This window comes from Endozoicomonas sp. 8E, from assembly GCF_032883915.1.
In the GTDB taxonomy this organism is placed as follows: Bacteria; Pseudomonadota; Gammaproteobacteria; order Pseudomonadales; family Endozoicomonadaceae; genus Endozoicomonas_A.
This window is the reverse complement of record NZ_CP120717.1, coordinates 896,868-922,731: the sequence shown is the minus strand read 5'-3', so window position 1 is coordinate 922,731 and position 25,864 is coordinate 896,868. Positions and strand designations below refer to the sequence as shown.

Sequence of the window (25,864 nt, the reverse complement as noted above, 5' to 3'; positions counted from 1 at the left end):
TATGAGCATTACAGAAGCCTCAAGCGAGAACATGGCCAAAGCGGCAGAGAACAAAGAACCAGCACTGCACGTATCCAATCTTAATGTTGTCCTCAGGCATGAACCCGACACCCGGATTCTAAAAGACGTCAGTTTCCACCTGAACAAGGGTGAAGTCTTTGCATTGGTTGGCGAGTCAGGCAGTGGCAAGTCGGTGACATCGTTGTCGATCATGCGTCTTCTGCCCGATGCTCTGAAAATCACTCAGGGAAAAATCCGGCAAGATGACACCAACCTGTTTGCCCTGACCGAGCAGGAAATGGGTTCCATTCGTGGTAAAAAGATCGCCATGATCTTTCAGGATGCCCTGACCTCTCTGAATCCGGTTCAAAAAGTGGGTGACCAGATTGCAGAAACCCTGAAAATACACACCAAGCTGACCGGTGACGAGATCAGAAAACGCACTGCCCAACTGTTTGAAGAAGTCGGCCTTCCTGACCCGGATAAACGTGTAGACTGGTATCCCCATCAGATGTCCGGTGGTCAGCAGCAGCGGGTTATGATTGCTATGGCTCTGGCCTGTGAACCGGATATTCTGCTGGCAGATGAGCCCACCACCGCCCTGGATGTCACCATTCAGAAGCAGATTCTGGAGCTGGTAAAAGCATTAACCATCAGCCGTGACCTGGCGGTCTTGTTGATTACCCATGATATGGGCGTAGTTCGTGAAACCGCTGACCGTGTTGGCGTTATGTATCAGGGCCAGATCATTGAAGAAGGCAGCTGTGATGATTTCTTTGAGAATCCTCGTGAAGAATACAGCCGTCGTCTGATTAACAGTCTGCCTGACATGGACGCTTACCGGCCCCAGACCCATCCTACTCCCTTGTTGAAGGTAGACAATCTGGAAGTTCACTTCCCCATTCGAAAGGGAATCCTCCAGAGAGTTCACGATTACACCAAAGCGGTTAATGGCATCAGCTTCTCCATCGCCAAAGGTGAAACACTGGCTCTGGTTGGAGAATCGGGTTGTGGCAAATCCACCACCGGCCGTGCCATTCTTAACCTGGAAAAAGCGACCGGTGGTGAGATCTGGTACAACCACCGGAAAATTCACGCGCTTTCCCGCAGGGAAATGTTGCCCCTTCGCAAAAAAATCCAGGTCATCTTCCAAAGCCCTTATTCTTCCATGAACCCACGTATGACGGTGGGTGACATTATCGAAGAAGGTATGGTTAGCCTGAAGATGGGTCTGAGCAAAGCTGAAAGGGAACAACGTGTTGAATCGCTTCTGAAGAGGGTTCAGCTGGAGCCTGAGCACCGCTACCGCTATTCCCACGAGTTTTCTGGTGGTCAGCGTCAGCGCATAGCCATCGCCCGGGCGCTTGCGGTTGAACCTGACCTGATCATTTGTGATGAACCCACCAGCGCACTGGATGTATCTATCCGCTCAGAAGTCATGGATCTGTTGCTGGAGTTGCAAAGAGAGCTGCAAGTCTCGTATCTGTTCATTACTCACGACCTTTCAATCATCCCTCATCTGGCTCATCGGGTCGCGGTGATGCAGGGAGGCAAGGTTGTCGAACAGGGCTATACCGAAGATGTAATGACCAGACCTCAGCATGATTACACTCGTAGGCTGCTCAGCGCTGTTCCGGAAGTGCGTTAACTGACACTCCCCGCCCATCACGCGCAGCAGTGGGCGAGGGTTCTGGCTCGTTACAACGCCCGGAATGCATCCGAGAAGATAATCAGGCTCTACACCCTGAAGACATGAACCCGATAGCGAAAAACTGTCCGGAATGTTTGAGACTCAAAGTTCATTACTCTGAGGCTCGTCTTGCGCTATCGGGGACAGGGTTATAACCACATCACTGCTATCTGAAAAAGGTACTTTGCTGAAGAAAGTGGGAGACCAGTTACTCTCCTTGTTTGTTTTCACTGGACCGTAATCTCTACCATCCACTGACAGTGTGATCATGTACGGCCGCTCATCAGGATAATAAAATCTGCCACCTGCAAAAACAGTGAAAGTATAGGTGGGCTTATAAACATCGGGACTATCAAAGGACCAGGCCACACTCCCCTGAGGATACCTGGCATCAGTGGGATGAAGGTCATTGTTCACATTCTGGAGACTGATACTGGTACTGACGGGAAGATAAACACCAGACTTAACAAAACTGTCCAAAGCGGCCTTCAGGCCACCCACCTTCCTGAAATATCTAAAAGCATTATGTTGAAAACCTGCAGCTATTGCACTAAAGCCATAACCTAAACCCACCGTTTCATCTCTGAATGTCACTTCTGCTGCGGATGCTGTGGACAGGAAACCGGAAAGGAGTATACCAACAGGAATAGCCATTAAAACTTTCATAACTAAAAAAGCCTCTTCTGATGTTATAATCCGGGAATATCACGAAGCCGCTTTAACCAGAGCCAAGGTCACGTAAAAAATTCCAGCCGCCGTTTATTCATCTGCAGAAAAACAAACGAACGTCACCGGTCGTATTTTTACCAACTCACTCGAGACTAACGACAAGATGTCGTCAATCAGATAGCAGAAGAAAGAGAAGCACTCCGCTTTATCAGATTCCCGAATTAACCCAAGGCTCAAGTATAGATACTCATTTCTAACACTGCTTTTTTTACTGTGAAAAAAAATCTGCCATGCCAATTTTCATGCTCAGGCTACTACAAAGGAGGGTTTTAGTGATAAGGAGGGATTGGAGTGCTTATTCTATACCTCAGGCAACCTTGAGCATTAGCGAACGACCCAGTTTTTGCAGCATGACCACCTCTTCGGGAGTAAAACCCAAATCACCAAAAACGCTGCCACCAGCTGATGTCGTGTGACTGATTTTCTTGGTACTCATCCTTCCTCCTTTTACTTTGTTCCGCCAAAGCATAATCAAGAGAAGAATAATTAGGAGACCCATAAAATTTATTAGACAGAATAATTAAGGTGGAATTTTCCCTTGTGACCAGAGAGAGTCAAATTCTTTCTTTGCTTTCATTTTGTGGTTCGTGCAATTCACCATGTGTTCATCAGAACGCCAGTTCTCACAGCCCCAAGGTTTTTTATACCAATCGAGCCAAGCCTGATTTTTTGCTTTCCAATCTTTTGTTCTCAGACGCTCCTGAGCACTGGTACCTAATGTTGGTCTCACTACAGGCTCAAGTTTGAATACTGCTGTCTGCGGAGTAATTTTTCTGGTACTAACTATCTGGTCATTTATCTCTGCTTCGGTAATACTTGCAGTTTCTACGACACTTTCTCTCTTCTGCTGAATTGCAGGAGCTTTCTGTTGTTGAGCTACCACTTTGCTTTTAGATATAAACGACTCCTGAAAACTGGAGAAAATCGCAGAGAACATATTCATAATTAATACAAATGTAACAACACCAAAGCCTCCAGCAATCAACAGCTTTGTAAGCTTGCCAGACTGCTTGGGAGGAGACTTGATTCTAAGATATTGCCTTTGATTATTCTTTAGACTTGACAGGGAAATCTCAACATCATTTTTAATGGAGCTATTGCTGACAATAGTTGCAGTGGATGACTTTAAAGTATTAATCGATTTTGGTTTCGTTTTAGCAAACTTACTCTTTATATGAAGTCTCTGCCGGCAGTGTGGAAAATTTATACAGCCCCAAAACTGCTGCCCCTGACTCTTACCCTTACTACTGGTTCTGAGCACCATTTTCACATCGCAGCTTGGGCAGGTTGGAGTTGTGTAGTTCCCCTGCAGCGCATTATTTGTCAGTTTTTGCTGCTGTTCTGCTGACAATTTTCCAATTAAGTTCAGCAGCCCCTCACCACTAATCAGCTCCAAGTCTTTATCTTTGGCAAAAGATATCGCATCTCTCGTGAAGTCACTAGCTGTAATAAATATCCCTGAAGTGACACTATCAGAGGCCATTACTCCATACAGCTCTCGAACAGCTTTAACGCCGACTTTCTGATGAGACCAGGCCTTACACTGGATATAGTTGATCAGCTTTTGACTACCAGGATTTTCATGCTTTAGGACAATATCAACTCCACCATCAGCCCCAATACCACTGAGTGATGCCTTATATCCAGCAGCCCTATAGTAATCTCGACACAGGATCTCGAAGTGCTTCCAGTCCATCTCCTGAAGATGCTTCAGAGTCAAAACACCTTTATGAGAGATTCCTTCTGGATCACGATTCAATGGTGACGCCCTCTTATTATTTTGGGAGGCTTCCTGGCAACCTGTTTGATGCTCAAAGCATCTCAATCCCAGCTGGTCAGACTAAACCGCGCATAAACCCGAAAGTCATTCCCTGAGACACCCACCGGCTCGAGCGTCTGGGCGGCGGTGATTTCCAGAGCGCCCCATTCGGCAGAGACTTTTGTCCCCAGGCCAGCGGAGGTGAGTTTTTCGTGGGAACCGGGCATCCTTGTCTCGCCATGATCAAGAAAGACAAAGGGTTCGATTGCGCTCTGTCGATAGTAGAGGCCAGAGTAGTGCAGCTCTGTCTGCTGACGCCAGCCTTTATCACCGGTCACAGCACTGTTGTTATAGCCTCGAATGCTGTACAACCCTCCGAGAGCAAAGCCAAGACTCGAAGGCAGAGTTGCTTCATTGGCCCACTGAGCCTCCCATGAGGACAGCACATAGAGTGGCGAGTCAAAGTTATAGATCAGGGTCAGGCTCGGGTTCAACAAACTCAGGTAGCGCACATCATCATTCAGAATGGACTTGCTGCGCAGCCTGCTGAACAGCAGTCGGCCATTAACCTGCCAGTTGTCGTCCAGCAGATTCAATTCCTGCCCAAACTGCAGCTGGTCATTACGGTAGTCCGACAAAGGTTCATCCGCAACAGCGTTTTCCGAACGGGTACTGCTGGCAGAAAAAAGCAGGTTCAGCCAGCCATCGATGTCGGACCAGAACAGGTAACTGGCATCCAGGGTGTAACGTGTCGTGTCACCTGTAACGTCGACATCAACTGTCGTGATTTCCAGCTCGCTGTCGGTGTACTGGAAACTGCCTCCCAGTCTCCAGCCCTCTTCGCCCACCACCCGGTTGTAGCTGGCGCTGAATGACTTCAGGCCATCAGACGTCAGGCCATAGCCCAATAATTTGTCGCCATGGCTGAACACCGACGTTTTCTGGTAGAGCAGACTTAACTGCTCTTCTCCGGCGTTTTCAGTGCCGTGGTTATCAAAATAGAGCGACGCTCCTTCTTCCGATTCAGGAATCTGAACAACAACATCGGTCAATCCAAACGCCTGACCGGCCTTAAGCTCTGACTGCAATCTCTGGCCGTGAACCCGGTTATAAAACAGGATATCCCGCTCCAGCGCTTCAACATCGATGGAGTCTTTCTGCCAGTCTGTATTGATCCACTGCTGAAAATACTCTCTGTCATCCTCTTCCACTTCGCCAGAAAAAACCAGTTCACCAAAGCGACCTTCCACCAGTCTGATACTGACCAGCCCGTTCTCTATTTTCTGTTCCGGAAACACTGCAGCGGCCGTGTAAATGCCCTTGCTCTTGTAGAGTGTATTGACGGCTCCAAGCAGGGTTTGCAGATCCTGATAATTGACCTCTTTGCCGAGCCATGGCTCTGCCAGCGACTGCAATTCCTCATGGGACAGATGTCTGGATTCCGTGAAACGAATGCCCTGCAAAAGAAGCACCGGACCACCGCTTTCCTGAACCGCTTCCGGCTCCTGATCCTTCTTCACAGTTGGTGTCTTTTTTTTCAGTTCAGGCTCTAACAGATGCTCTTTCTGCCTCTCAATGTCTCTGCTGAGATTTCCCGAAGGGTCTGGCAGCGGTAGTTGTGTGGCCAAAGTGACCGTTGATTGCAGCCAGAGACTGCATAAAGCCAGTCCGGCTGCATTCAATGAGAAATGGAATTTAGAGAAAAGTCGCTTTCTGCAAGCATTATTTTTCTTGTTATACGCGTCCAAGTACATCTACTCCCAGGCCTGCCCATCACTGGACAGGCCAATTACTCCCTAGAAAAATCGCCCCCACCCCCAACTGCGGCTTTCAGAGGCGGGCTTGATATACGCATAGCGCTGTGTATCGACTTCCGTTCTGGTGCCCTCGTCATCGACCTGAGTCACGCGGATATCAGGCGCGTAAAAGCTGACGCCATGCCTGCCAGTCAGACTGAGTTCTTCAACCTCCACGCCATTTTCAGCACGAATCGAGCCACGCTCCATGGTCATTTTGCGGGCAAACAGCAGATCCCCCACCACCAGCCAGGCGTTACCTGCCAGTTCATCAATGGACAGTGAGCCCAGAGTTGTCATGTAGATATTGCCACCGGTCGTCTTAAGCAGACTGGCCTCAAGATCGGCACGAGCCAGAATATTGATATTGCCACTCTCAGTTTCTGCTGAAAGCCATGGCAAATCAACCACCAGCGGGTGCCCGATACCTGTAGCAGCCTGAAGAACAGCCTCTCCGTTGCTGGCTGTCAGGTGACTGGCATCGCGCCACTTGCTGAATCTGTATTCATTGTTTCCATAAATGCCCCCCTGTGCAGAGGTCAGGGCAAAGGCCATTCCATCAGCGTGGGATGTCAGACTACCGAGATACTGATTACCTCGAGTATGAATGGTTACCGCGCCACTGGTTTCGATGGAACTGTCATAACCCATTGAGAAACGATCAGCTCCATAATGCTCAGAGGAACCTATTGTCAGTGAGGCCGCCTTAAGGTCTGTCCAGCCCGAAAGGGTAATGTCCCTCTCGGAGAACAGGCTCACAGCACCTTCAGCAATGACTGATCCACCCAGATCAATATCTCCCCATCCTGCCCTGGCGGTGAAGTCGCCTCCTGCATTCAGCGCACGGTAATTCTGGGAAGAAGTGGTGCTGATGAAGATATCTCCAGCGGTTTCTATAACGCTGTCATAGCCTGTAGTAAAGCGATAGGCACCAACTGATCCTTCTGAACCGACGGTAAGCGAATCTGCTTTTATCTCAGTGTATGAAGCCTGATGGATATCCCTCGCGGAATAAAGGTTCATCGCTCCTGCCACGTTTACATCACCACCGAAATTGATCCAGCCATGAGCAATGGCTTCAAAATCACCGCCAGCCGTCACATCACGATAAGACTGGTAGTTTGTGGTGTGTACGAACATGTCGTCAGCAATCTCAATACGGCTGTCGTACCCTGCGTAGAAGTTGTATGCCCCGGCCTGCTCCTGACTGCCAATGGTCAGAGAGTTGGCGCTGAGGACACTGCGGCCTGACAGGTCAATGTCACGCCCTGCCTGCAATTGCATGTCCCCTGCAGCAATCACGGAGTCAGCAAAGTAAATCCGCCCCTGCTCAGCCACCGCATTAACATTGCCACCGACGTTTGTTGCCTGATACTGCTGATCGTGTCTGGTATGAACCAGCAGGTCGCCATCAAGGTTGATGGTGCTGCTGTGACCAACCGAGAAGTTGTAGGCTCCTGCCTGACTCTCTGATCCTACGGAAAGGGAGGCTGCCGTAAGGTCATTGTGAGATGACAGGTAAATATCACGACCTGCATCCAGGTTGATAATACCCGCCGCCGTGACTGATTCATCGAAATGAATATTTCCATGAGCAGACCGGGCGACAAAGTTTCCACCGATATTCAGAGTTTCATAGTCCTGAGAATAAGTGGTGTTCACAAACAGATCGCCGTCGGTTTCGATGGAGGAGCCATATCCAACCGTGAATCGGTAAGCCCCTTCCTGACCTTCAGTGCCGACGGTCAGTGATCCGGCCTTAAGACCTTCCCAGGCTGACAGGTAGATATCCCTTCCCGAGTGGAGATTCACGGCGCCACCTGCGGTCACAGAGTCACGGAAATGGATAGAGCCATATTCAGCCCTTGCCGTGAAATCACCGCCAACGTTCAGTTCCTGATAGTCCTGGGTGTAGGTGGTGTTCACCAGCAGGTCACCCTCTGTCTCGATGGTGCTGCCATACCCCACGGAGAAACGATAAGCCCCGGGCTGATCGGCAGTTCCTACAGCGAGAGAGCCCGCATTGATGTCTTTCCACGACGAGAGATAAACACTACGGCCAGACTCAACACTCATGTCGCCACCCGCTGTGACAGACTCCTTGAAGTGAACATCACCGTATTCACTGTCAACAGCGAAATCACCACCGGCGCTGACGTAGTAAAAGTCGAGTCCATCCCGGGTAGACACAGAAATATCATCCCCGGCCGTCAGGCTGGTCCGATAACCAGTGTAATAACGGTCAGTACTGAGACTGATATCTTCTCCAGCTACCAGATTTCTGCGGTATTGCTGATAAATGCGGTAGCTGGTATCAAGCTCAATGCTCTCGCCGGCATTCAGATCCTGATAGAGATACAGTTCATCGGTGCGAATCCGCAGAGAGCCGCCAATATCACCAATGGTGCCGGTAAGATAGAGCCTTCCATCGGTCTCAAGCTCAAAATCACCACCCGCGCTGATCTGCACACTGTCAGGCAGTGACAGAGTATTATTAATCAGTGCCAGGTTGCCACCGGCATCAAGCACAGTGTTTCGTCCCAGATAGAGCCCATCGGACTCAACCCGCAGGTCCTCCCCGGAAACCAGGCTGCGGCCCACTTCCAGATAGACATCTTCAGGTGTAGTCAACAGAATATGTCGACCGGCATTGATGTCCTGCTCAAGCTGGATGTCACTGTCAGTGTTAATCTGGAAAGAGCCTCCGGTCTGCTGCACCTGGCCATTCAACCTGACCAGACCACTGGTCAGCAATGCCATATCACCGCCAGCTCTGAGGCTGGTCGTGTCAGGCAGACTCATTCCATTATTGCTGAGTGTCAGGTTCTCCCCTGCGTGCAGGTTGTTGTCGCCCTGAAGATCCAGCCAGTCAGAAGTCACACGGATGCTGCGTCCAGCCAGCAGGTGTTTTTCGGTGGGCAGAACCACGGTTTCGGGAACAGTAAGAACAATATCCTGACCCGCATTGAGGCTGTGCAGAATATCCAGACCTTCAGCCCCGGTAATTCGAATGGAACCCGCGCCGGAACTTACCGGGCCGCTAAGAACGACCTGACTTTGAACCGTCATGTCGATGTCATTGACAGCAGAAATTTCCACATCGTCGCCCATCTCAAAAGTGTTGAGCAAGACAGTGACGCCATCCCCGGAATTCAAACGACTGTTGTCACCCAGCACCAGAGTGTCTGTGTCTATTGAGATGCCACCGGTTGAGGTAATGCTTTCTCCCGCTGCCAGATTCACTGTGCCTGGCTCTGTAAACGCAGAAAGTCTCAGGACAACCGGACTGCCTGTTCTGATGCTGGTCTGTCCGCCGGCGGTAACAGACTTGTTGAACAGAATCGGTCCAGATCCACTGAAGAGGGTCAGATTACCCCCTGCCACCAGTTCGGAAAGATCCATAAGACCGGTGGTGGCCAGTTGCATGTTGCCGCCGGAGAGAATCCTGCTGTTCGCCATCTCGAGGTAAGCGGCCTTGAGATCAAGGTTAGCACCCGCGCTCATGTTTCTGCCTGAAGCAATCAGGACACCCTCAACCGCTTCTATATTCATATTGCTGGAAGCGCTGATATCCCCCTGAACATTCAGACCCTTGCCCATCTTCAGGGTCATGGCGCCTGCAGAAGCACTGATAGAACCACCGGCAGTGAGATCGCCTGCGGTTTCTATCTTCACATCCGCTGCTGCCAGAGAGCCGGACAGCGTCAGGTCGCCACTGGACAGAACATCAACGGTGCCCGCAACCGTGGCAGAATCAATGGCAAGCACAGAGCCTGATTCAATATCGACATCCAGATTGCCGCCTACTTCCAGAACACCAAGCAACATGGAGCCCGGTGTGTAGAGTTTCATGTCAGCGCCGGATTTCATCAGACTTTTGTCGCCCATATCAATGAAGGCAGCATTGATGTCCATGTAGCCGCCAGCGGTGATGCTTCGGCCAGACGCCATCGTCAGACCATCTGCAGCAACGATATCGATATCATTGAAGGCGCTGATGTAACCCTGAACGTTCAGCCCCTTACCTACCTTCAGGCTCATGGAGCCAGCTGAAGAGCTGAGGGAGCCACCGGCAGTGAGTTCGCCTGCGGTTTCAATGGTGACATCACTGGCTGCCAGAGAGCCGGACAGATCGAGATCACCGCTGGAAAGAATGTCGACGATACCGGCAACCGTGGCACTGCTGATAGCCAGCTCGGCACCCGACTCAATATCGATATCCAGGTCACCGCCCACTTCCAGAGTACCCAGCAGCATAGAGCCCGGTGTATAGAGCTTCATGTCAGCGCCGGATTTCATCAGGCTGTTGTCGCTCATATTGATGAAGGCGGCATTGATGTCCATGTAGCCGCCGGCAGTAATGCTCTTGCCGGGTGCCATGGTGACGCCCTCAACGGCAACAATATTCATGTTGCTGAAGGCACTGATGTCACCCTGAACGTTTAGACCTTTGCCCATCTTCAGGGTCATGGAACCTGTAGAAGAACTGATGGAGCCGCCAGAGGTCAGCCCACCGGTTGTTTCAATACTCACATCGCTCGCAGCCAGTGAGCCGGAAAGAGTCAGGTCGCCACTGGAGAGAATGTCCACAAGCCCGGCAACTTTGGCAGAGGTAATACTCAGGGTTGAGCCGCCTTCCAGATCAATATCCAGGTTGCCGCCAACCTCCAGAGTGCTCAGCTCCTGGTTACCTTTGGTGGTGATCTGAAGATCCTGGCCAGACTTTATACGACGAGTGGCATATAATCCCTTCTGTCCATCGAGAATAATGGAGCCCTGGTCACTGGTGATGTCCGCATTCAGGAACATATCGCCACCTGAGGTGAGCAGTATATTGCCTGCAGAGGTTGCGACTGTGTCGTTAAGAGTCAGGTCAGCCTGGGTTTCGATGTCTACCTCACGGGCATCCAGACGAGTGGCGGTAATTGAACCCAGTTGAGCATCAAAGCCGTTGGTGGCAGTCAGGTCAATCACACCATTGCGGGCTGTCAGATTAAACAGGTTCATGCTGTCCGACGCCGTCATGGTGATATTGCCGGAGCTGGTCACAGAGGCCAGAGAATCCATTGCAATCCTGTTAGCGTCAGCCAGAAGATTCCCACCCTGAGTCACAATGTCACCATTCAGGGTCAGCTGACCATTAGCCAGCAGCGTCAAAAGACCTTTGGTTGCAGTGACATCACCGAGAGTGAGGCCGCCAGACTGGGCGTAGATATTGGCACTGCCCACCCTGACGTTCATGGCGTCCAGATCAATGCTGTCGGCATCTATATCAGCGTCATTCCCAACGGTCATTGTGTAAGCGCCGCTGGTCAGAGCACCATCCACATCCAGTATCAGGTCAGTAGCGTCAAGATTCCCCTGCAGAGCCAGGGCTCCCACTGCGCTGAGGGACAGTGTCTTGTCGATATCAACCTGGCCCAGCGTGAACAGGCTGGAGTCCTTGACGTTCAGCCAGGCATTGCCTGCGTCAGCACGGAAACTACCCGTACCCGTCATAATCAGGTTCAACGCTCCGGAGCTGCTGCCCAGATCGTGGCTGTTGACGTCGAGATTGAATGACTCAGCAGAAAGGAAGCTGTCGTTGTTGTACGACAGAAGATCATTACCGTTGGCTATGGAGAGTAGGCCACCAGCACTGATTGATCCCAGATAAAGATCACCACCCACACCCTGAAGGTACATATCTGATGCAGCACCCGCCTGCCTGAGCGCTCCTGTGAGGTTGAGCTTCAGGGCATTGCTTTGCGAGCCAATATCTCCACGGGTATTAGCGATAAACAGGTCACGGGCAGTTATATTGGTCAGCCCTGATTTGGCGTCAATGGCACCATCCACTACCAGACGAATGTCGTTACCGGAAGAGACCAGGCTGCCCAGGGTCAGGCCGGATTTAGACTCGATATAGATCTCTTTGGTAGCCGAGGCATACAGCTCTCCGGACATATCGATCTTGATCGGGTCAACCTGCTTGACGTTGAACGTAACATTGTTCTGGGTCACTGTCGTTGAAATATCACCGGCACCAGCAGCCAGCAGAGCCGCTTTCTGGGCATCGGTGATGGTTCCGGAGCCATCGCGGCTGACACTGAAGACCAGGTCATTCAGGTTTTCACCGACACTGCCACCATTGGCGATCAGGTGAATGTCGGAAGCCTTGATGTTCGCTTCCCTGCTGGTCAGCTGGCTGGAGGCGTCTCCATTCAGCGCTGTGGCAGAGATACTGATATCCAGCTGGCTCTGCTTCCACTTCGCACCATCCACCATGCCTGTGTACCAACTGGAGTCTTTCGCCAGAGCCAAGCGATAGCTCTGATCGTAGCTGCCAGTGAGCAAAGTGCCGTAGTCATAACCGAAGAGAGTTCCTTTCTGCTCAATGCCAATGGCATCTTCAGGCTTGTCGTAAACATCAGCGGCAGCAACCTGGTCTGCGAACCACTGTTCAAGCCCCTGATAGTCGGACTTCACCAAGCTGGTCAGTTCCACTTCGTCAGTGGTGTTGTAACGCACTTTCAGGGCTTCAACAAAGGCCGGATCGATAGTGAAACCGGCATCACTGTCGTCAGACAGACGCTGCTTGATCATCCAGTAGGTATGGTACTTGTGCGTGAACTGGTTTTCGTAAGACGACACAGTCACAGCACCGGCGTCGTCATCCAGGAGGTTCAGGCTGTCCCACACCGCAGCATCATAAGCCAGCTCTTCATCGGTCTTGTCCAGTCGGCCAATACCGTTGGTAATCCGGCCATTACCCAGCTTGATCACGACTTCTTCGTTAGCGTTGGCGCTGTATAGCTCAAGGTCACCACTGGCCTGATTAACAGCAATATCAGTAGCGGCATTCAGTTTCACTGTGCCGGTGGTGGAAATATTGACGAACTGGTAGGTGCCAGTATTACCAATAGTTCCTACCCTACCAATGCCGCCGGTGGAGCTGGTCAGATCCAGACGATCAGATTGAATAATCGTACTGCTGTCTTTGGCCACAATGCCTTTGTCAACAACACCAACAATGTCGTATTTGGCTTTCAGATGTCGAAGTTCGACGTCACCATCAGCGCCTGTCACGTTGAAGTAGAGAGAACCATGACTGGAGCTCAAACCCAGCTCATCGGTAATGATCGCCAGTGCATTATCCTGGCTGCCAATGCTGCCTCTGGCCGCAATGGTGGTCACGTCAGAGGTAATCGCGGTGGAACCCGAAGTGATCAGATTATTGAGCGTGCTGATATTCGTGGTACCACTGGGGTTATAAACGTTTCCGGTCAGCTCAATAGAAGATTTTGAGGTCAGGTCAATAAAGCCATTAGCCGAACCAGTAAACTGGAAGCTGATCGCATTGTCTGCTTTCACATAAGTGTGAGCATCCATCCACATACGATAGGGAACGTAGACCACAGGATCGACATTGGTCATGTTACTGCCATAGTACTTGTCGTAGCTGAGGCCCCACTTAACACCCCAGACGTACTCACCACCACGGTCATAGACCTGGGTCAGGTAATTACTGGCTGTGCCATTGGAACAGGCTTCCGGCTTGTAGGCACAGGTAGTGTAATAGCTGGTTTCAGTATTCCAGTTGGTTTCGTAATACCAGTCCCCGAGGGTGTTCGGGTATTTTGCGAAGTAGCCATCAATAGACTTGCCATCATAAGGCGCAGAGCTGTCTCCGGGCGGATCGAAGCTACGCACCACTGTCGCCCCTTCACGGATATAAAACAGCTGTCCGGCCATGGGGTTGTAAGTCATGGTCGACGTTGTTCCGGTGCCGCCAAGGCTCTTCACATAATTGGATTCGTCATAACTGACCGCCCAGGCATCGGTCTCATACTGTCTGATTTTGTTACCGGGCGAGTGAACAAACCATTCACTGTAATAGCTGCCATTTTTTCTTTTGTTCAGGTCGGTAATGCGGATAACACCAGTGGCGTCGTCTCCAGCGCTGATAGTACCCAGCACCAGCTGCTTGCTGGAGTCGTTATTGATGTCAATCTGGCCAAGACCGTCCTTAACGGTAATATTGCCTTCTTCGCCGGTTGAAGAAATTCTGGCCCTGATAGCCACATAGCCACCACCGCTGACCGGAATATCATCAGCCCTGAGCTTGCCAGTAGCGACATCATAAGTCAGGCCAATGCCGGAGGTGCCATTACTGGACGACACATCAAAGTTATAATACTTCAGGGTTTTAAGGCCGGGCAGAGACGAACTTCTGACCCAGAGAGCCTTGGTTTCACCTGGACTGATATTCACCACATCGCCGGCAGAAAGCCCGGCATCCCTGACGTAATCGGCGATAGTCGCATCAAAACCTGAACCGACATCCACAGACCAGGAGTTATCGGTACCAACAATGATCTTACCGTTGATATCCAGGCGCTCGGCATTAATAACGACCTTCTCACCAATAATAGAAGTACCGGTGCCGCCCAGACTGCTTTTTACCTGAGAGTAGGTGGCGCTCTGCTCGAGACTGGACTGTAAGTTCTGAACAGGCTTGAACTTCCACTTGCTGCCACCGCGACTGCTGCTGTTGGTGCGCATTTCAAATACGACTGCATCGCTGCCGTTGTATTCTTTACTGTCGCTGAAGCCCCAGTTGAAGTAGATGTTCATCTCGTCGTAGCCGTAGCTACCGCCCTGGTAATAACTCTTCTGGTCATCGGTATGACGGATGGCACGGCCGGTAAACCAGTTATTGAAGTCATTAATGCCGGTAGCGTTGATGGCTGTGCTGTATTTGTCGTTGAGATAAAGCTGCACAAAACCTTCTGCGGAGGGTTTCCAGCCAGCGGTGTAGTTGACCAGCGCCTTGGGATCACGGCCGTAAGTCTGTGGCTTGTTGGAGTTCAGCAGCAGGCTGCCATTCTCTACGTTCAGGTTAATGGCGTTGGCTTCTATGGTAGCCTGCTGGATCAGATCGCCTTCTGCCACGTCAATATTGACGCTGGACAGCAGATTGGAGATATCACCATTAATAATAACGTCAGAGTCCAGGTAGTTGGCGCCGGTTGGTGCATGGCTGATATCAATACCAGTCTTCGACGTGTAATCACTGCCGGACTGCTCAAAGATATGACTGCTGCCCAGCGAGGCACCGCCAGTGACAAACACGTTACCGCCGGTCTGATTGGTAATGCTCAGGTTTTCCAGCAGCAAATGTTCATCGGTCTTGTTCTCCACTTTGATGTAGGCGTCGCCTTTGGCAGTAAAGGTAGGTTTGTTACTGCCAGCCAGTGTAATGGTGTCGGCCACCAGGTTGATATTCCCTGCTGTAGCCTGAACATCTGCCACCCTGATGGCATCGTTGGGATTCGCAGACAGATCATTGACGATAGCCGACAGCAGTACAATTTCTGACTTCAGCTCATTGATCTCATCCTGGTAAGGGTTTGTGCCGCCATCCACGATATTCTCGGAGCCGGTGCCGGATGAGCTGCCAGTATCTTCGCCATCGCCGTCACTCACTGTAATCCCATCGATAAGGATACTGGAACCGTCCCAGGACTCCAGCAGGTCAACGCGGTCCTGAAGATCCTTGATGTAAGCTTCCAATTCTGCCCGGCTGGAGTACTTCTCATTCATCCGGGCCGCCGTACCATAACGGTAGAGCTGCTTATTAATGGTGCCGTCGGACTCTATTTCCACCCACTGATAGGCGTACTGCCCGGCAACTACCTTACCATTGCCGTTAAAGGTCAGAATATTACTGGTGCTGGAGTCGCTGCTGCCAAAGCTGGTTTCAGAACTGAACAACTCCAGGTAGGGGTTCTTTTCAATGCCCCGATGCGTGGAACTGACCTGCCCCTCATTAGCTTCTATAAACACGTGGCTGTCAGAACCAATGTCAAAGCCATCAGCAAAGTTCACCTTGTTATTCAGGGTGATGTTGGATTTTGCCTTGTTGCCAGCCGGAATAGGAATAGCCGTCCAGTTATAGACGTTGGCCAAGGCATTACCAGTCAGCTGATTCTCCTGAAAGTAATTACTGCCACGGCCGCTGTAGATACCGACATTACCATAGCCATTGATAATGGCATTCTTGCCAATATCAATCTGGTTAAGAACATCCAGATCAACGGTACTTACACCACCGGCAACACCGGCTGCTGCCCAGACGGTTACATTGGCCTGGGACACGGCACTGCCCCGGGAGTAGGTGCCGATACCAATCTCTCCCCTTGGGTTATAGAGTTCAGCCCCCTCACCCAGTGAGATTTTGTTGCGGGTTTTGACATCCACATCCGATTCAGCGCCTGCACCCTGCAGGGCGCCACCGATTTCCAGCTTGGACTCGTCGTAGACAAAGAAGTCCGTGTTGGCGTCCAGCATAATGTTGTGGTCGTAAGTGCTGTCCATCCAGGCCAGGTCGGAAATCTTCAGCACTGCGTTTTTACCCACCACCACTTCGGCGGCGAGGTTTTTCAGGTCCTGGTAGGAAAGTCCTGCAGTACCGTTGGCGGCGCCACCACCTGCTCCATGAATCGATGAGGTAAAGCCGTTGAAGTAAGGATTCTGAATCTGGTAAGCGCTGTTGAAGGCGTCAATATCAATATCCAGCGCTGAGAAGCTGACATTCTCGCCCAGATCCACCCTGGCATTGGTATCCACCTCGACCAGAGAAGTTGCACCTGAACCGCCGACTACAGAAACGGTTGTCGCATCGGTTCCGGCAAAGAACTCAGTCTCACTACTGGCGGAAATATAAACACCACCCGCATCGACAGGAACAATCCGATAGTTGCCAGACCAGTCATCAATCTTGACCGCAGCGGAGTAATTGCCATTGCTGTGATCACCGGCATCCATAACCGACTCTGCAGCACTGCCAGAGTAGTAGCCGCCACCGCCCGCGGTGGTAAAGCTCTGGTTCTGGTTGTAACTGGTGGCGTCCAGAGTCAGGTCACCTGGACGTTCCAGAGCAGCAATCGGGTTCTCGCCAAATTCAACCCGGCTTGAGGTGAAAGATTGAGCAACACCTGTCTGATAACCTCCCGCCACCAGGCCAACAAAGTAGCCGTCTGCATCAGCAATCTGTATCCCGGTGTGACGGGCATTCACGGTGAAGTCGGAATACGGCAGATACACGCCATCACCTACTCTGGCGATAGACTGAGACTTGTTAGTGGCCCTGGCTTCACTGCCCGCTACGCCAAGGAGCAGACCTCCGGAAGCAGCAAAGGCCGCAGCATAGGCGCTTTGATAACCGTCAGCGCCACTGCCGGTCTCGGAGCGGACAATGACTTCACCGCTGCCGTTAAATACCGTTCCGTCAGCCACTTCGGCTTCCGCTTTGGTATCGGCAATGGCATAAGCAAAGGAGCCGCCCATGGAACCGCCCGCCGCAACGGTGACACCGTAAGCGCTGGAGTAGAGTTCCGATGCAGACTGGGCATTGATATTAACGGCGCTGGAGTCAGAGCCGGTATCAATGGTGCCGTAAACTGTCGCTTTTACATCGGAATCATCGCGGGCATCAGTCACAACGCCCTGAACTCCAGCCAACAAACCACCTGCCAGAGCAAAACCTGTGCTCTTGACCATACCCTGATTGAGAGCGGAAACGGTGATGTTGTTATAGCCGTCGATCAGCTTGCCTGTCTCACCCACCCAGGCGTCAATGTCACTGTCCTTTTCTGCATAACCAATGCTGACGCCAAGAGCCCCGGCGCCAATATTAATATTCAGGGAACCGTCGGTAACCGATGATGGCTTGCCACTGCTGACATCGCCGAGACGAATATCGGTGGAATCGGAAGCAGTGACTTCAAGATCTCCCGTGTCATTACCCTCTGCTGAGCTGATCCCGGCCACCACCCGGTTTTCACTGCGTGCATCGGTGTAGTTAATAACGACGCTGGTACCACCCAGACCGACAATAAAGCTCTTCATTTCAAGAGCGCCATCATCGCTGCTGGCGTTTTCCAGACTTGCACCGATCACCGCACTGTCTGCCTTGACGTTGCTGTCTACAGTGGCGATGTTCATTTCGTAAGAACGGCTGATACCCACCACGCCAGCGATACCCACAGAACTGGCCTGGGCCGCACCCAGACCCTGATAGCTGTGCTGCAGCGTACGACTGTTGACGTTAAGAGTATCGACATCAATCTTGCCGCCACTGATCCGGGCAGCAGTGACACTTTCACCACTAAGCTTGAGAGACTTACCTGATTCTGTAGTCGTTGAGGTAGACGGCGTCAGGCTACGCGTTATAGTGACATTGTTATCGGCTTCCAGCGTAGCAATTTCTTCATCAGACAGATGTCTGTTATAGCTGGCAGTATCCGTAGCCAGAACCGTGTTGGCTTCGTTTCGGCTTGGATCAAACTCATCTTCAGCGTTGGTGCCATCTTCGGCTGTCGTATCACCCTGACCATAAAGAGCGAGACCAATACTCACCGCCGCCGCTGCGTTAGTGGATGCAGCGCCGGCAACACTGATCAGATCGGACTGGCGCTGGGCATTGGCGTCAATATCCAGTGTACCCGCCTCAATATCTGAGCCAACCACTTCGCTGTAAACCTGGGAACGGCCGAGCACCACATTCGCCACAGCACCCACACCCAAACTGGCGCCAGCACCGATACCCGCAGCCCACTGATCGGCATCCTGAAGTTCCTGAGCATTGACGGTCACATGAGTGGCGGCAGAACTGCCGTCACTGCCGCGAATGTCTGTGGTGAGGTTGCTATTCTTGAGATAGCCATGAATCGCTGCACGGGTCTCGCCACGGAATTCCGTGGTATTGATCATGGCTGCGACACCATAACCGCCACCCAGTCCAGCACCAAAGACGTAACTTTTTGCGCTGGAAACCCGATCGGCATCCACAGTAACCGTATCTGAGTTCACTGCGGTGGTCAGGGTATCGCCGTTATCGTCCAGATCATTACCAATAATGGCTTTTGAATCACCACCCACAATATTGACTGCCAGTCCGACGCCCACGCCCACTGTCGTACCGATACCGGCTGCACCGGCAGCGACATTGGCTTCCTGACGTCTGTCGGAGACAACCACTACCTCTCTGGCATTGGTTGTACCACCACGCAACCAGGCACGGGTATTACCTGCCTGTTCAGTGATAACCACTGAAGCGGCACCGCCAAGACCACCGGTTGCTCCCAGCCCAGCCGCTACACCCGCTGAAACAGCCTGAGCCAGTTTGGAAGTATTGGCGTCAATGGTCACTTTATCCCCATTGATAGTACTGTTTTCAATGGTGGCTTCACTGGAGCGTTTCTGGGCATTGGTGGCAAAACCACCGACACCTGCGCCAGCAGCTTCACCACCGCCAGAAACAGCAACACCTGCAGAAATAGCCAGTCCCGCTTCATGGGCATTGGCACGAACATAGACATCAGCACCATCTTCACCGGTAACGCCGGAGTTGATGGTGGAGTCCTTGATATAAGCCTTAGTAGCGTTATAAGTACCGTTGGTAGCAACGTTGGCATTGATAGCGACGGTCTTGCCGCCAGCACCGCCAACGGTTATCGCACGCTGCTTGGTTCTGGACGTTGCGTTAACAACAAGACCGTTGACGGATTCTTTGGTGCGCTCCACAGACAAGGTGTTGAAGCCGGAAGTCAGGTCGCCCATGGAGACAGCGTCAGGATTGGAGCTGTCACCCGCAGTAGAAAGGTCCGGCAGATCACCATAGCCTTTGAGGTCACCGGTATCTACCTGCATGGTGCTGCCCTTGCCTTTGGCAATCACCACTGCGTCGTCAATGTAGGCTTCTGTCTTGCCGTATTCCATCGCTGTAGAGATGGCAACAGCACCAGCGCCTGCGTCGACACCAATGCCGACAGCACCACTGCCCACCAGATTGACGCTCATCGCATCAGCATTGACCAGTACATTGTTCCAGGCATCTATTCGGGCATCGTCGGCAATTCTTGCTGTCACATTGCCGTCTATAACACCGGTTCCCACGGAGCCCACCAGCGACACTTGTTTGGAAGCAGCAACACCAGCATCTATGGTCAACAGCCAGTTACGGCGGAAAGCGTCAACAGTCACGTTCTGCGCATTGAGCGTTGTGCTGCCAGGATTGCCTTTGTTGCCCAGCACTTCTGCCGTGACATCTGAATCCACCCGGTTGGTAGCAATAGCGACACCACCGGCAGAACCATTGCCAGAGCCTGCCCCCATCCAGGCAGTGGCTACGCTATCACTGTAATCCTGACCCTGAACAACAACATCACCACCACTGGTTGAAGATGCTGCGCTGGAACGATTGGTGGCGGTGTCTTTAATGCCCGCTTCGATGGATTGATCGATATTATTGGTAGAAATTGCGCCAGCAAAACCAATACCACTCTGCCCAAGATTGGCACCTATAGCGATGGCGTTACCCACCAGCAGATTATGATCATTGGATGTTCCACTGAGCGCCCTGACGGTAAGATCCTCATCCACCTTAAGGCTGGTGTTGCTGATTCTGGCTTTTGTAGAATGCTCGTCAGTACCTACAAGATTCAGGGCTACCGCCAGACCTCCGGCAGTAGCGCCTCCCTGGCCACTGGCCACTGCTACTGAACCAGCGACGTTAATCAGATCCATGTCATTCTGGGCGACCACAGACAAGTCACTGGCGTTGATGGTCCCCTTATCGGAACCGCTCCAGTCACCAATTTCAGCCAACACCTGATTGTTCAGGCGGTTAACCGCAACAGAGCCGACACCGGAGAAGCCACCGGTGCCCACGCCCAGACCGATTGCAACGCTATACAGCAGGGAGTTGTCACGAGCATTGATGTTGACGTCTGCTCCGGCTCCTGACTTATTGATATTGACGTCTTCCAGGCGGGCTTTGGTTTCACTTTTTACATCCGCATGGGCATAGGAAATACCCAGGTTCTTCTTACCAACCTGAACAGCACCGGCCACTGCAATGATGCGCTTGCCTTCTGAGGAGTAGTTGTAAGTCGAGCCGCTACCGTCTTCGCTGGTATGGACGTTGGTATTATCCATGGCTTCAGCACCGCTGAAGTCGTAGTCCTTGTTGGTATTGCTGGAACCGAGGTCACTGAGAATCTTGTCAAGATCGTCGTCTTTCTCACCACTGGCATTGAGATTAACGACCCCCACCCCAGTGATGTTGGTGCCTTTCATTAACGCCTTGGTATCCGCACCGATGGAACCTATGGCAAAACTGCCCTGGAAGCCCAGGGAATCTTCCTGATTATTGTTATAGCCAATACCTGCGGCACCAATACCGATCCGGTTCAGGCTACGGGCGCTGATGTCCACCCGGTCAAAGTTGTTGAGATAAGAGCGGTTGGAACCACTGAAATCAACAATGGCTTCAGTGGCTGCACCGTCATAAACATCCTCATCATAGGCAGTACTGAGAACGTTGTTGCCATCCGGGTTGGCGTCTCCGGGAATGGCGGACGGATCATTAATCTCGGCAAAGGTAACGGCCAGACCGGCCCCCTGTTTGCCGCCGCCGTAGAGGGTGCCGCCACCAACGCCCACATAGCTGTTGTTATAGGCGGAGACTTCAAGATCGTTATTCGCCCCCTGGTTTGAGCTGATGGACGAACCTTCAATCCGTGCTGATGTGCCGTCGTATATTTGGGCACCCGAGATGGACAGCGCACCATTACGTGTCTGGCCAGAGGAAGAGTCCGGCCTGGTGACAGATAGCGCCAGGGCAACGGAAGTCAGTTCACCGCCGTGCAATGCCTGGACATTTACGTCATCGGCATAAGTAATGACAGAGTCTTTAATCCAGGCCAGGGCATCGTTGAAACTGATCTGATAGGAAATAGCTCCGGCGATAGTGTCCTGATTGGTCGGTGAATTTGCCCCCAGCATGGACAGCGCTGCTGAACCTGTTGCAGAAGCCGAGATTACTTTTTCCAGAGCCTGAACGTCAACATCCACGTCGTTGTAGCTGTTACCGTTCTGGTGACCACTGATGGCAGCGCCATCAATAATGGCCTTGGCGTCCATATTGTTGACTGAGACAGTAAAGCTGCCCGCCCCTGTCAGACCCAGCTGATCCTTGGAAACTTCCGCTGAGCTTTTGCCAGAACCTGAACCACTGTCGTCGTTCTTGCCGCTCTCTGAAGATTTGCCTATTGATGAATCACTGCTGCTTCCGGTAGCGCCAGTGTAATTCGCAGCCAGCTTGGAGGACAGGCCGTTGTACCAGTTCTCGAATTTGGTGCCAATGCCAGGCTCATCACTGGGCTCCGTGGTTAATGCTCCGGCAACCGCCAGAGAACCGTTGGTGCCTGTTGCACGGGCACGTACGTTTACCGAGTTAACGACGATGCCTTTTGTTGGATCAGGTGCCGTTGGCGAACTTGGTGTAGGTTTATCGGCCTCGTTATTATTCTTATCCTGGAACTTGACCTTATTGTATTCCTTTGAGTTATCGCCAATAAACGCCTTGGTGTCGCCCTGGGAAACGTTCGCCGCTATAGCGATGCCAACCGCTGACTGGTCTGACCAGCTGAACGCACCAGCCGCCGCCCAGTTGCCAAATTCATGATCAGCAATGATAACCAGATTATCAGCGCTCAGCTGAGCCTCGTTGTGCATGGATGCATGAGTCAACACTTCCGAATTGAGAAAGCCGAGAACTCCGCTGAAGCCAATGCCGCTGGACTGCCCTGAGGAAGGCGTCACCAGAAAGTGACGCTCATCCGTTTCTGCGTAAACACCCACATTGCCAGTAGCATTGACCGTGGCCTTGCCAATACCCGCCACGGCTGAACCGGACTGCTGGATGTAGGAAATGGAGCCGCCAACCGACTTACCTTTCTCATTGGTGCCGTTGGCATTCGGTAGCAGTCCCAGGCTACCGAGATTACCAGCAACCGTGGCGGTCTCCATCAGGTTATAAGCCCTGACCGCTACTGAGTCGTCAAAAGAGAAGGTATAAGTGACGTCTTTAAAGACCTTGCTACTACCCAGAATTCCGGGAACCTCACTGTTGGCCTTCACCTCTCTGCTGGCGCTCCAGTTGCCTGTGCCGGTTGTCGTAATTTTGGCCTTGTCGTCTATCCAGGCCTTGGTGTCCATATCGTTCCACAGGACATTAAAGCTGCCGCCGTAGGCTTCCTTATCAGCGGCAGCACCTGCGTTGGCGAAGCCGGTCAGAATATTGTTTTGTAACCCGCCGACACCGTTAAATTTGCCGACGACATCAGAGAAGGTGTCCCACTTGTCGTAGGTGGAGACAATAGGCATATGTTGCAGAGCAATGACGCCAAGATTAGCCGCATCGATCTGTACCGACTGGCCGACTTCCGCTACCGCGTCACTGTCGTTAATGGCAAGATTGAGGGCCAGCGCCAGGCTTTTGTCCGATGCCGGAGTCTGGCTACTGCCACTGGAATTCTGTTTGGGAGCCGATACAGCCGCTTCTGCCGACGTTCTGTAACCGCCCTGGTCGCCTCCCAGGGCACCATTGTTATTACCACCCGCAACGGCCTGGTTGTCGCTGCCCAGATCGGTCTGGCTGGCGACCAGAATATTGCCAGTCGCAATAATGTGTGGCGCATCCGCCTGCCCTGATACATTAGTGCCGAGGAAACTGTAGGCATCGTGATCCGAAAGGTTGAGGGAAAATGCCAGGCCGCCTTTGAAGCTGACCTTGCCCGTTTCATCGGTGGGAGCAGAGTGCCCTATCGGGAGGTATTTGGTGGTGAAGTTGTGGACACCGTTCTGTAACGCAGAAACCCCACTGATGGCTTTGGAGCCGATAGTGCGCATGAACAGGTTACTGCCCACAGTCACACCGGAGTGAACCCTCTGGTTCAAAGTCCGGTCCAGGGCTGTGATGGTGACATTCCCCGTCTTATCCTGATCGGTTCCCAGGCTGCTGCCCAGCTCGGCTGTGGCATTGGTATCAAAATCACCCACGGCAACCGCAATACCATAGCGGGTGGCTTTCAGGCCATAGGCAGAAGCAGAGATATGGTAGTAATTCTGGTTCTCTGCGGCCACCACCAGATTGTTGGCGTCCAGGGTAACGCCGCTGTCAATCTTGGCAGTGGCATCAACATCGGACTCGCCCACGGCAGCAGCAATCACTACCTTGTTGGCATCTTCAGCAATAAGGTTGAATGCTGTGGCTGCAACATAGGATTCGTTGTGGGCAGAAACGTCCAGATTTCCTCCCGCCTGAATCGTTGCTCCTGACTTCACGTGAGTGGTACTGGTAGCGTCACTGGTGGCGTAAACCGCCGCCAGTGCTCCGGGAAGAGCATTACCCAGGGTAATGGCGGAAGCGTCGGAAACAGCATGGGATTCGGAAGCCAGGGAAACATTACCACTGGCGTTTATATTGGCGCCGCTGTTGACGTTGACTGTTGCTTCAGCATCGGCGTCCATCAGGTAAAATGACGCACCGGCAAGGGCGCCACCCACTGCAGAGCCCATAGCTACGGCAGGTTCCTCTTTGATGCTGCTGGCAGCTTTCGATTTGGCGCTGGCGGTCAGACTTCCGGCATAGACCTGGCCGCTGAAATCAATATTGGTCGTGGCACTGGCGGAAGCAAGACTGACATCCTGGCTGGCTGATGCCGTGAGTGTTACATCACCCCGGGCAGTGTCGCCTGAGTTTCGAGTATCGAGTACACTGCCACTGTTCAGGTCTATATCTTTGGAGTCAATACTGATGCCCGATTCCGCAGCCAGACTGCCACTGACACTGGCCTGAGAAGTAGCCGTGACGCTTACACTACCCTGTGCATCCAGAGAACTGCCGGAACTCATCTGAACCTTGTCACCGGTGACTGTCACTGATCCATCAGAGAGAACGCTGCCAATCAGGTTAATGCCGGAATCATTGGTTTCCGGAGAAGCGGCAGAACCACTCTGGAGAAGTACACGATTGCTACCGCCATTGAGAGTCAGTGTCGTAGAGTTGCCAGCATCAGCCTGAAACTGAATACTGCCGGACGAAGCCAGACTGGCGCCGTCTCTTGCATCCAGAGTAGAACCCGAGTTGACGGAAATTTTGTCAGCCGTGATGGTAAATCCACCATCGGCATAAAGATCACCGGACAGATTAATGGCTCCGTCTGTGCTGCTGGAAGCTTTGAGAACAATAGTGCCGCCATCGACCTTTAATTCGTTTGGAATAGTCAGGTCGTCGACGTTAACTGCCGTGTAATCGTTGTTCTGTCCATAGTTGCTGACACCGCTGGCAGCCGCTGCGTTGCCGGCAATGATAATGGCCTTTTCATCCACATCAATGGTGTTGGCATAGATGTCTATGCCTGAAGCTGTGTTGATCTTGCCCTGGATTCTCACCAGGCCAGAGGAAGAGACACTGAAACTGTTATTGAGGAGATCACTGACCTCACTGTCTACCGGCTCGCCACTGGACAGTAGAGCAGTGATATCGCTGCTATCGGGTGTTTTTATAGAAAGCTTGCCGACATTGACGACACCCGTCTCACCCACGATAAAACCGGCTGAGCTGGCGAATACCACATTGCCGCCCAGGGAGCCGTTCTTGTAACTATTCAGAATACCGTGTACTTCCGGTGCATCAGAACCCTTGACAATATTGACCAGATTACTTGCATCGGCAGGCACTACGAGGTTGGCGGTATGAGAGGTACCGACCACAAACTTGTCAAAGACATTGATGGCAGAAGCATTGGAGCGCTTTCCGGACGTAATGGTATGGACATTACCGGAACTAGACACAGAAGTGATTCCATCAACGGCACGAATGTCGTTATCCACTGCCATTGCGGGCGCAGCAAACAGAGCACCAGTCACTACCGGCCAGGGAACCTTGTTAAATGTCGCCCTGTTAGCCAGGCCAATAGAGGTCGACAACAGCGTGCGATTAAAGCATGTCATAGAATCCCTTTCCTTTTTCTTTTTATTCCTGACGCTGTCCTTCTG

Annotated in this window: 6 protein-coding genes; 1 reads left to right on the top strand and 5 read right to left on the bottom strand. The window is 52.1% G+C overall.

Annotated elements, in window-relative coordinates; all coding sequences use genetic code 11:
• The first annotated feature begins 1 nt into the window (after position 1).
• Positions 2 to 1,648 carry a dipeptide ABC transporter ATP-binding protein gene (locus P6910_RS03795; protein ID WP_317144954.1) on the top strand — a complete coding sequence of 549 codons (1,647 nt, stop codon included), beginning with the start codon at positions 2 to 4 and terminating at the stop codon, positions 1,646 to 1,648.
• A 144-nt stretch (positions 1,649 to 1,792) separates the two neighbouring features.
• Here P6910_RS03795 and P6910_RS03790 read toward each other — a convergent pair whose 3' ends face one another.
• From P6910_RS03790 to P6910_RS03770, 5 genes are all read right to left on the bottom strand, one after another.
• Positions 1,793 to 2,356 (bottom strand): hypothetical protein, encoded by a 564-nt coding sequence (locus tag P6910_RS03790; protein WP_317144953.1) that lies wholly within the window; start codon positions 2,354 to 2,356, stop codon positions 1,793 to 1,795.
• A gap of 370 nt (positions 2,357 to 2,726) precedes the next feature.
• Positions 2,727 to 2,855 carry a hypothetical protein gene (locus P6910_RS03785; RefSeq protein ID WP_317144952.1) on the bottom strand — a complete coding sequence of 43 codons (129 nt, stop codon included), beginning with the start codon at positions 2,853 to 2,855 and terminating at the stop codon, positions 2,727 to 2,729.
• An 84-nt stretch (positions 2,856 to 2,939) separates the two neighbouring features.
• Positions 2,940 to 4,178 (bottom strand): restriction endonuclease, encoded by a 1,239-nt coding sequence (locus P6910_RS03780; protein WP_317144951.1) that lies wholly within the window; start codon positions 4,176 to 4,178, stop codon positions 2,940 to 2,942.
• A 62-nt stretch (positions 4,179 to 4,240) separates the two neighbouring features.
• On the bottom strand, positions 4,241 to 5,932 hold the full coding sequence (locus tag P6910_RS03775) for a ShlB/FhaC/HecB family hemolysin secretion/activation protein (RefSeq protein WP_317144950.1): 1,692 nt from the start codon (positions 5,930 to 5,932) through the stop codon (positions 4,241 to 4,243).
• Between the two features lie 42 nt (positions 5,933 to 5,974).
• On the bottom strand, positions 5,975 to 25,819 hold the full coding sequence (locus tag P6910_RS03770) for a leukotoxin LktA family filamentous adhesin (RefSeq protein ID WP_317144949.1): 19,845 nt from the start codon (positions 25,817 to 25,819) through the stop codon (positions 5,975 to 5,977).
• Positions 25,820 to 25,864: the final 45 nt, after the last annotated feature.

Bases quoted from the DNA above. Each gene is read 5' to 3' on its own strand.
- P6910_RS03795 (WP_317144954.1), top strand. From the start codon at position 2: ATGAGCATTACAGAAGCCTCAAGCGAGAACATGGCCAAAGCGGCAGAG.
- P6910_RS03790 (WP_317144953.1), bottom strand. From the start codon at position 2,356: ATGAAAGTTTTAATGGCTATTCCTGTTGGTATACTCCTTTCCGGTTTC.
- P6910_RS03775 (WP_317144950.1), bottom strand. From the start codon at position 5,932: ATGTACTTGGACGCGTATAACAAGAAAAATAATGCTTGCAGAAAGCGA.
- P6910_RS03785 (WP_317144952.1), bottom strand. From the start codon at position 2,855: ATGAGTACCAAGAAAATCAGTCACACGACATCAGCTGGTGGCAGCGTT.
- P6910_RS03770 (WP_317144949.1), bottom strand. From the start codon at position 25,819: ATGACATGCTTTAATCGCACGCTGTTGTCGACCTCTATTGGCCTGGCT.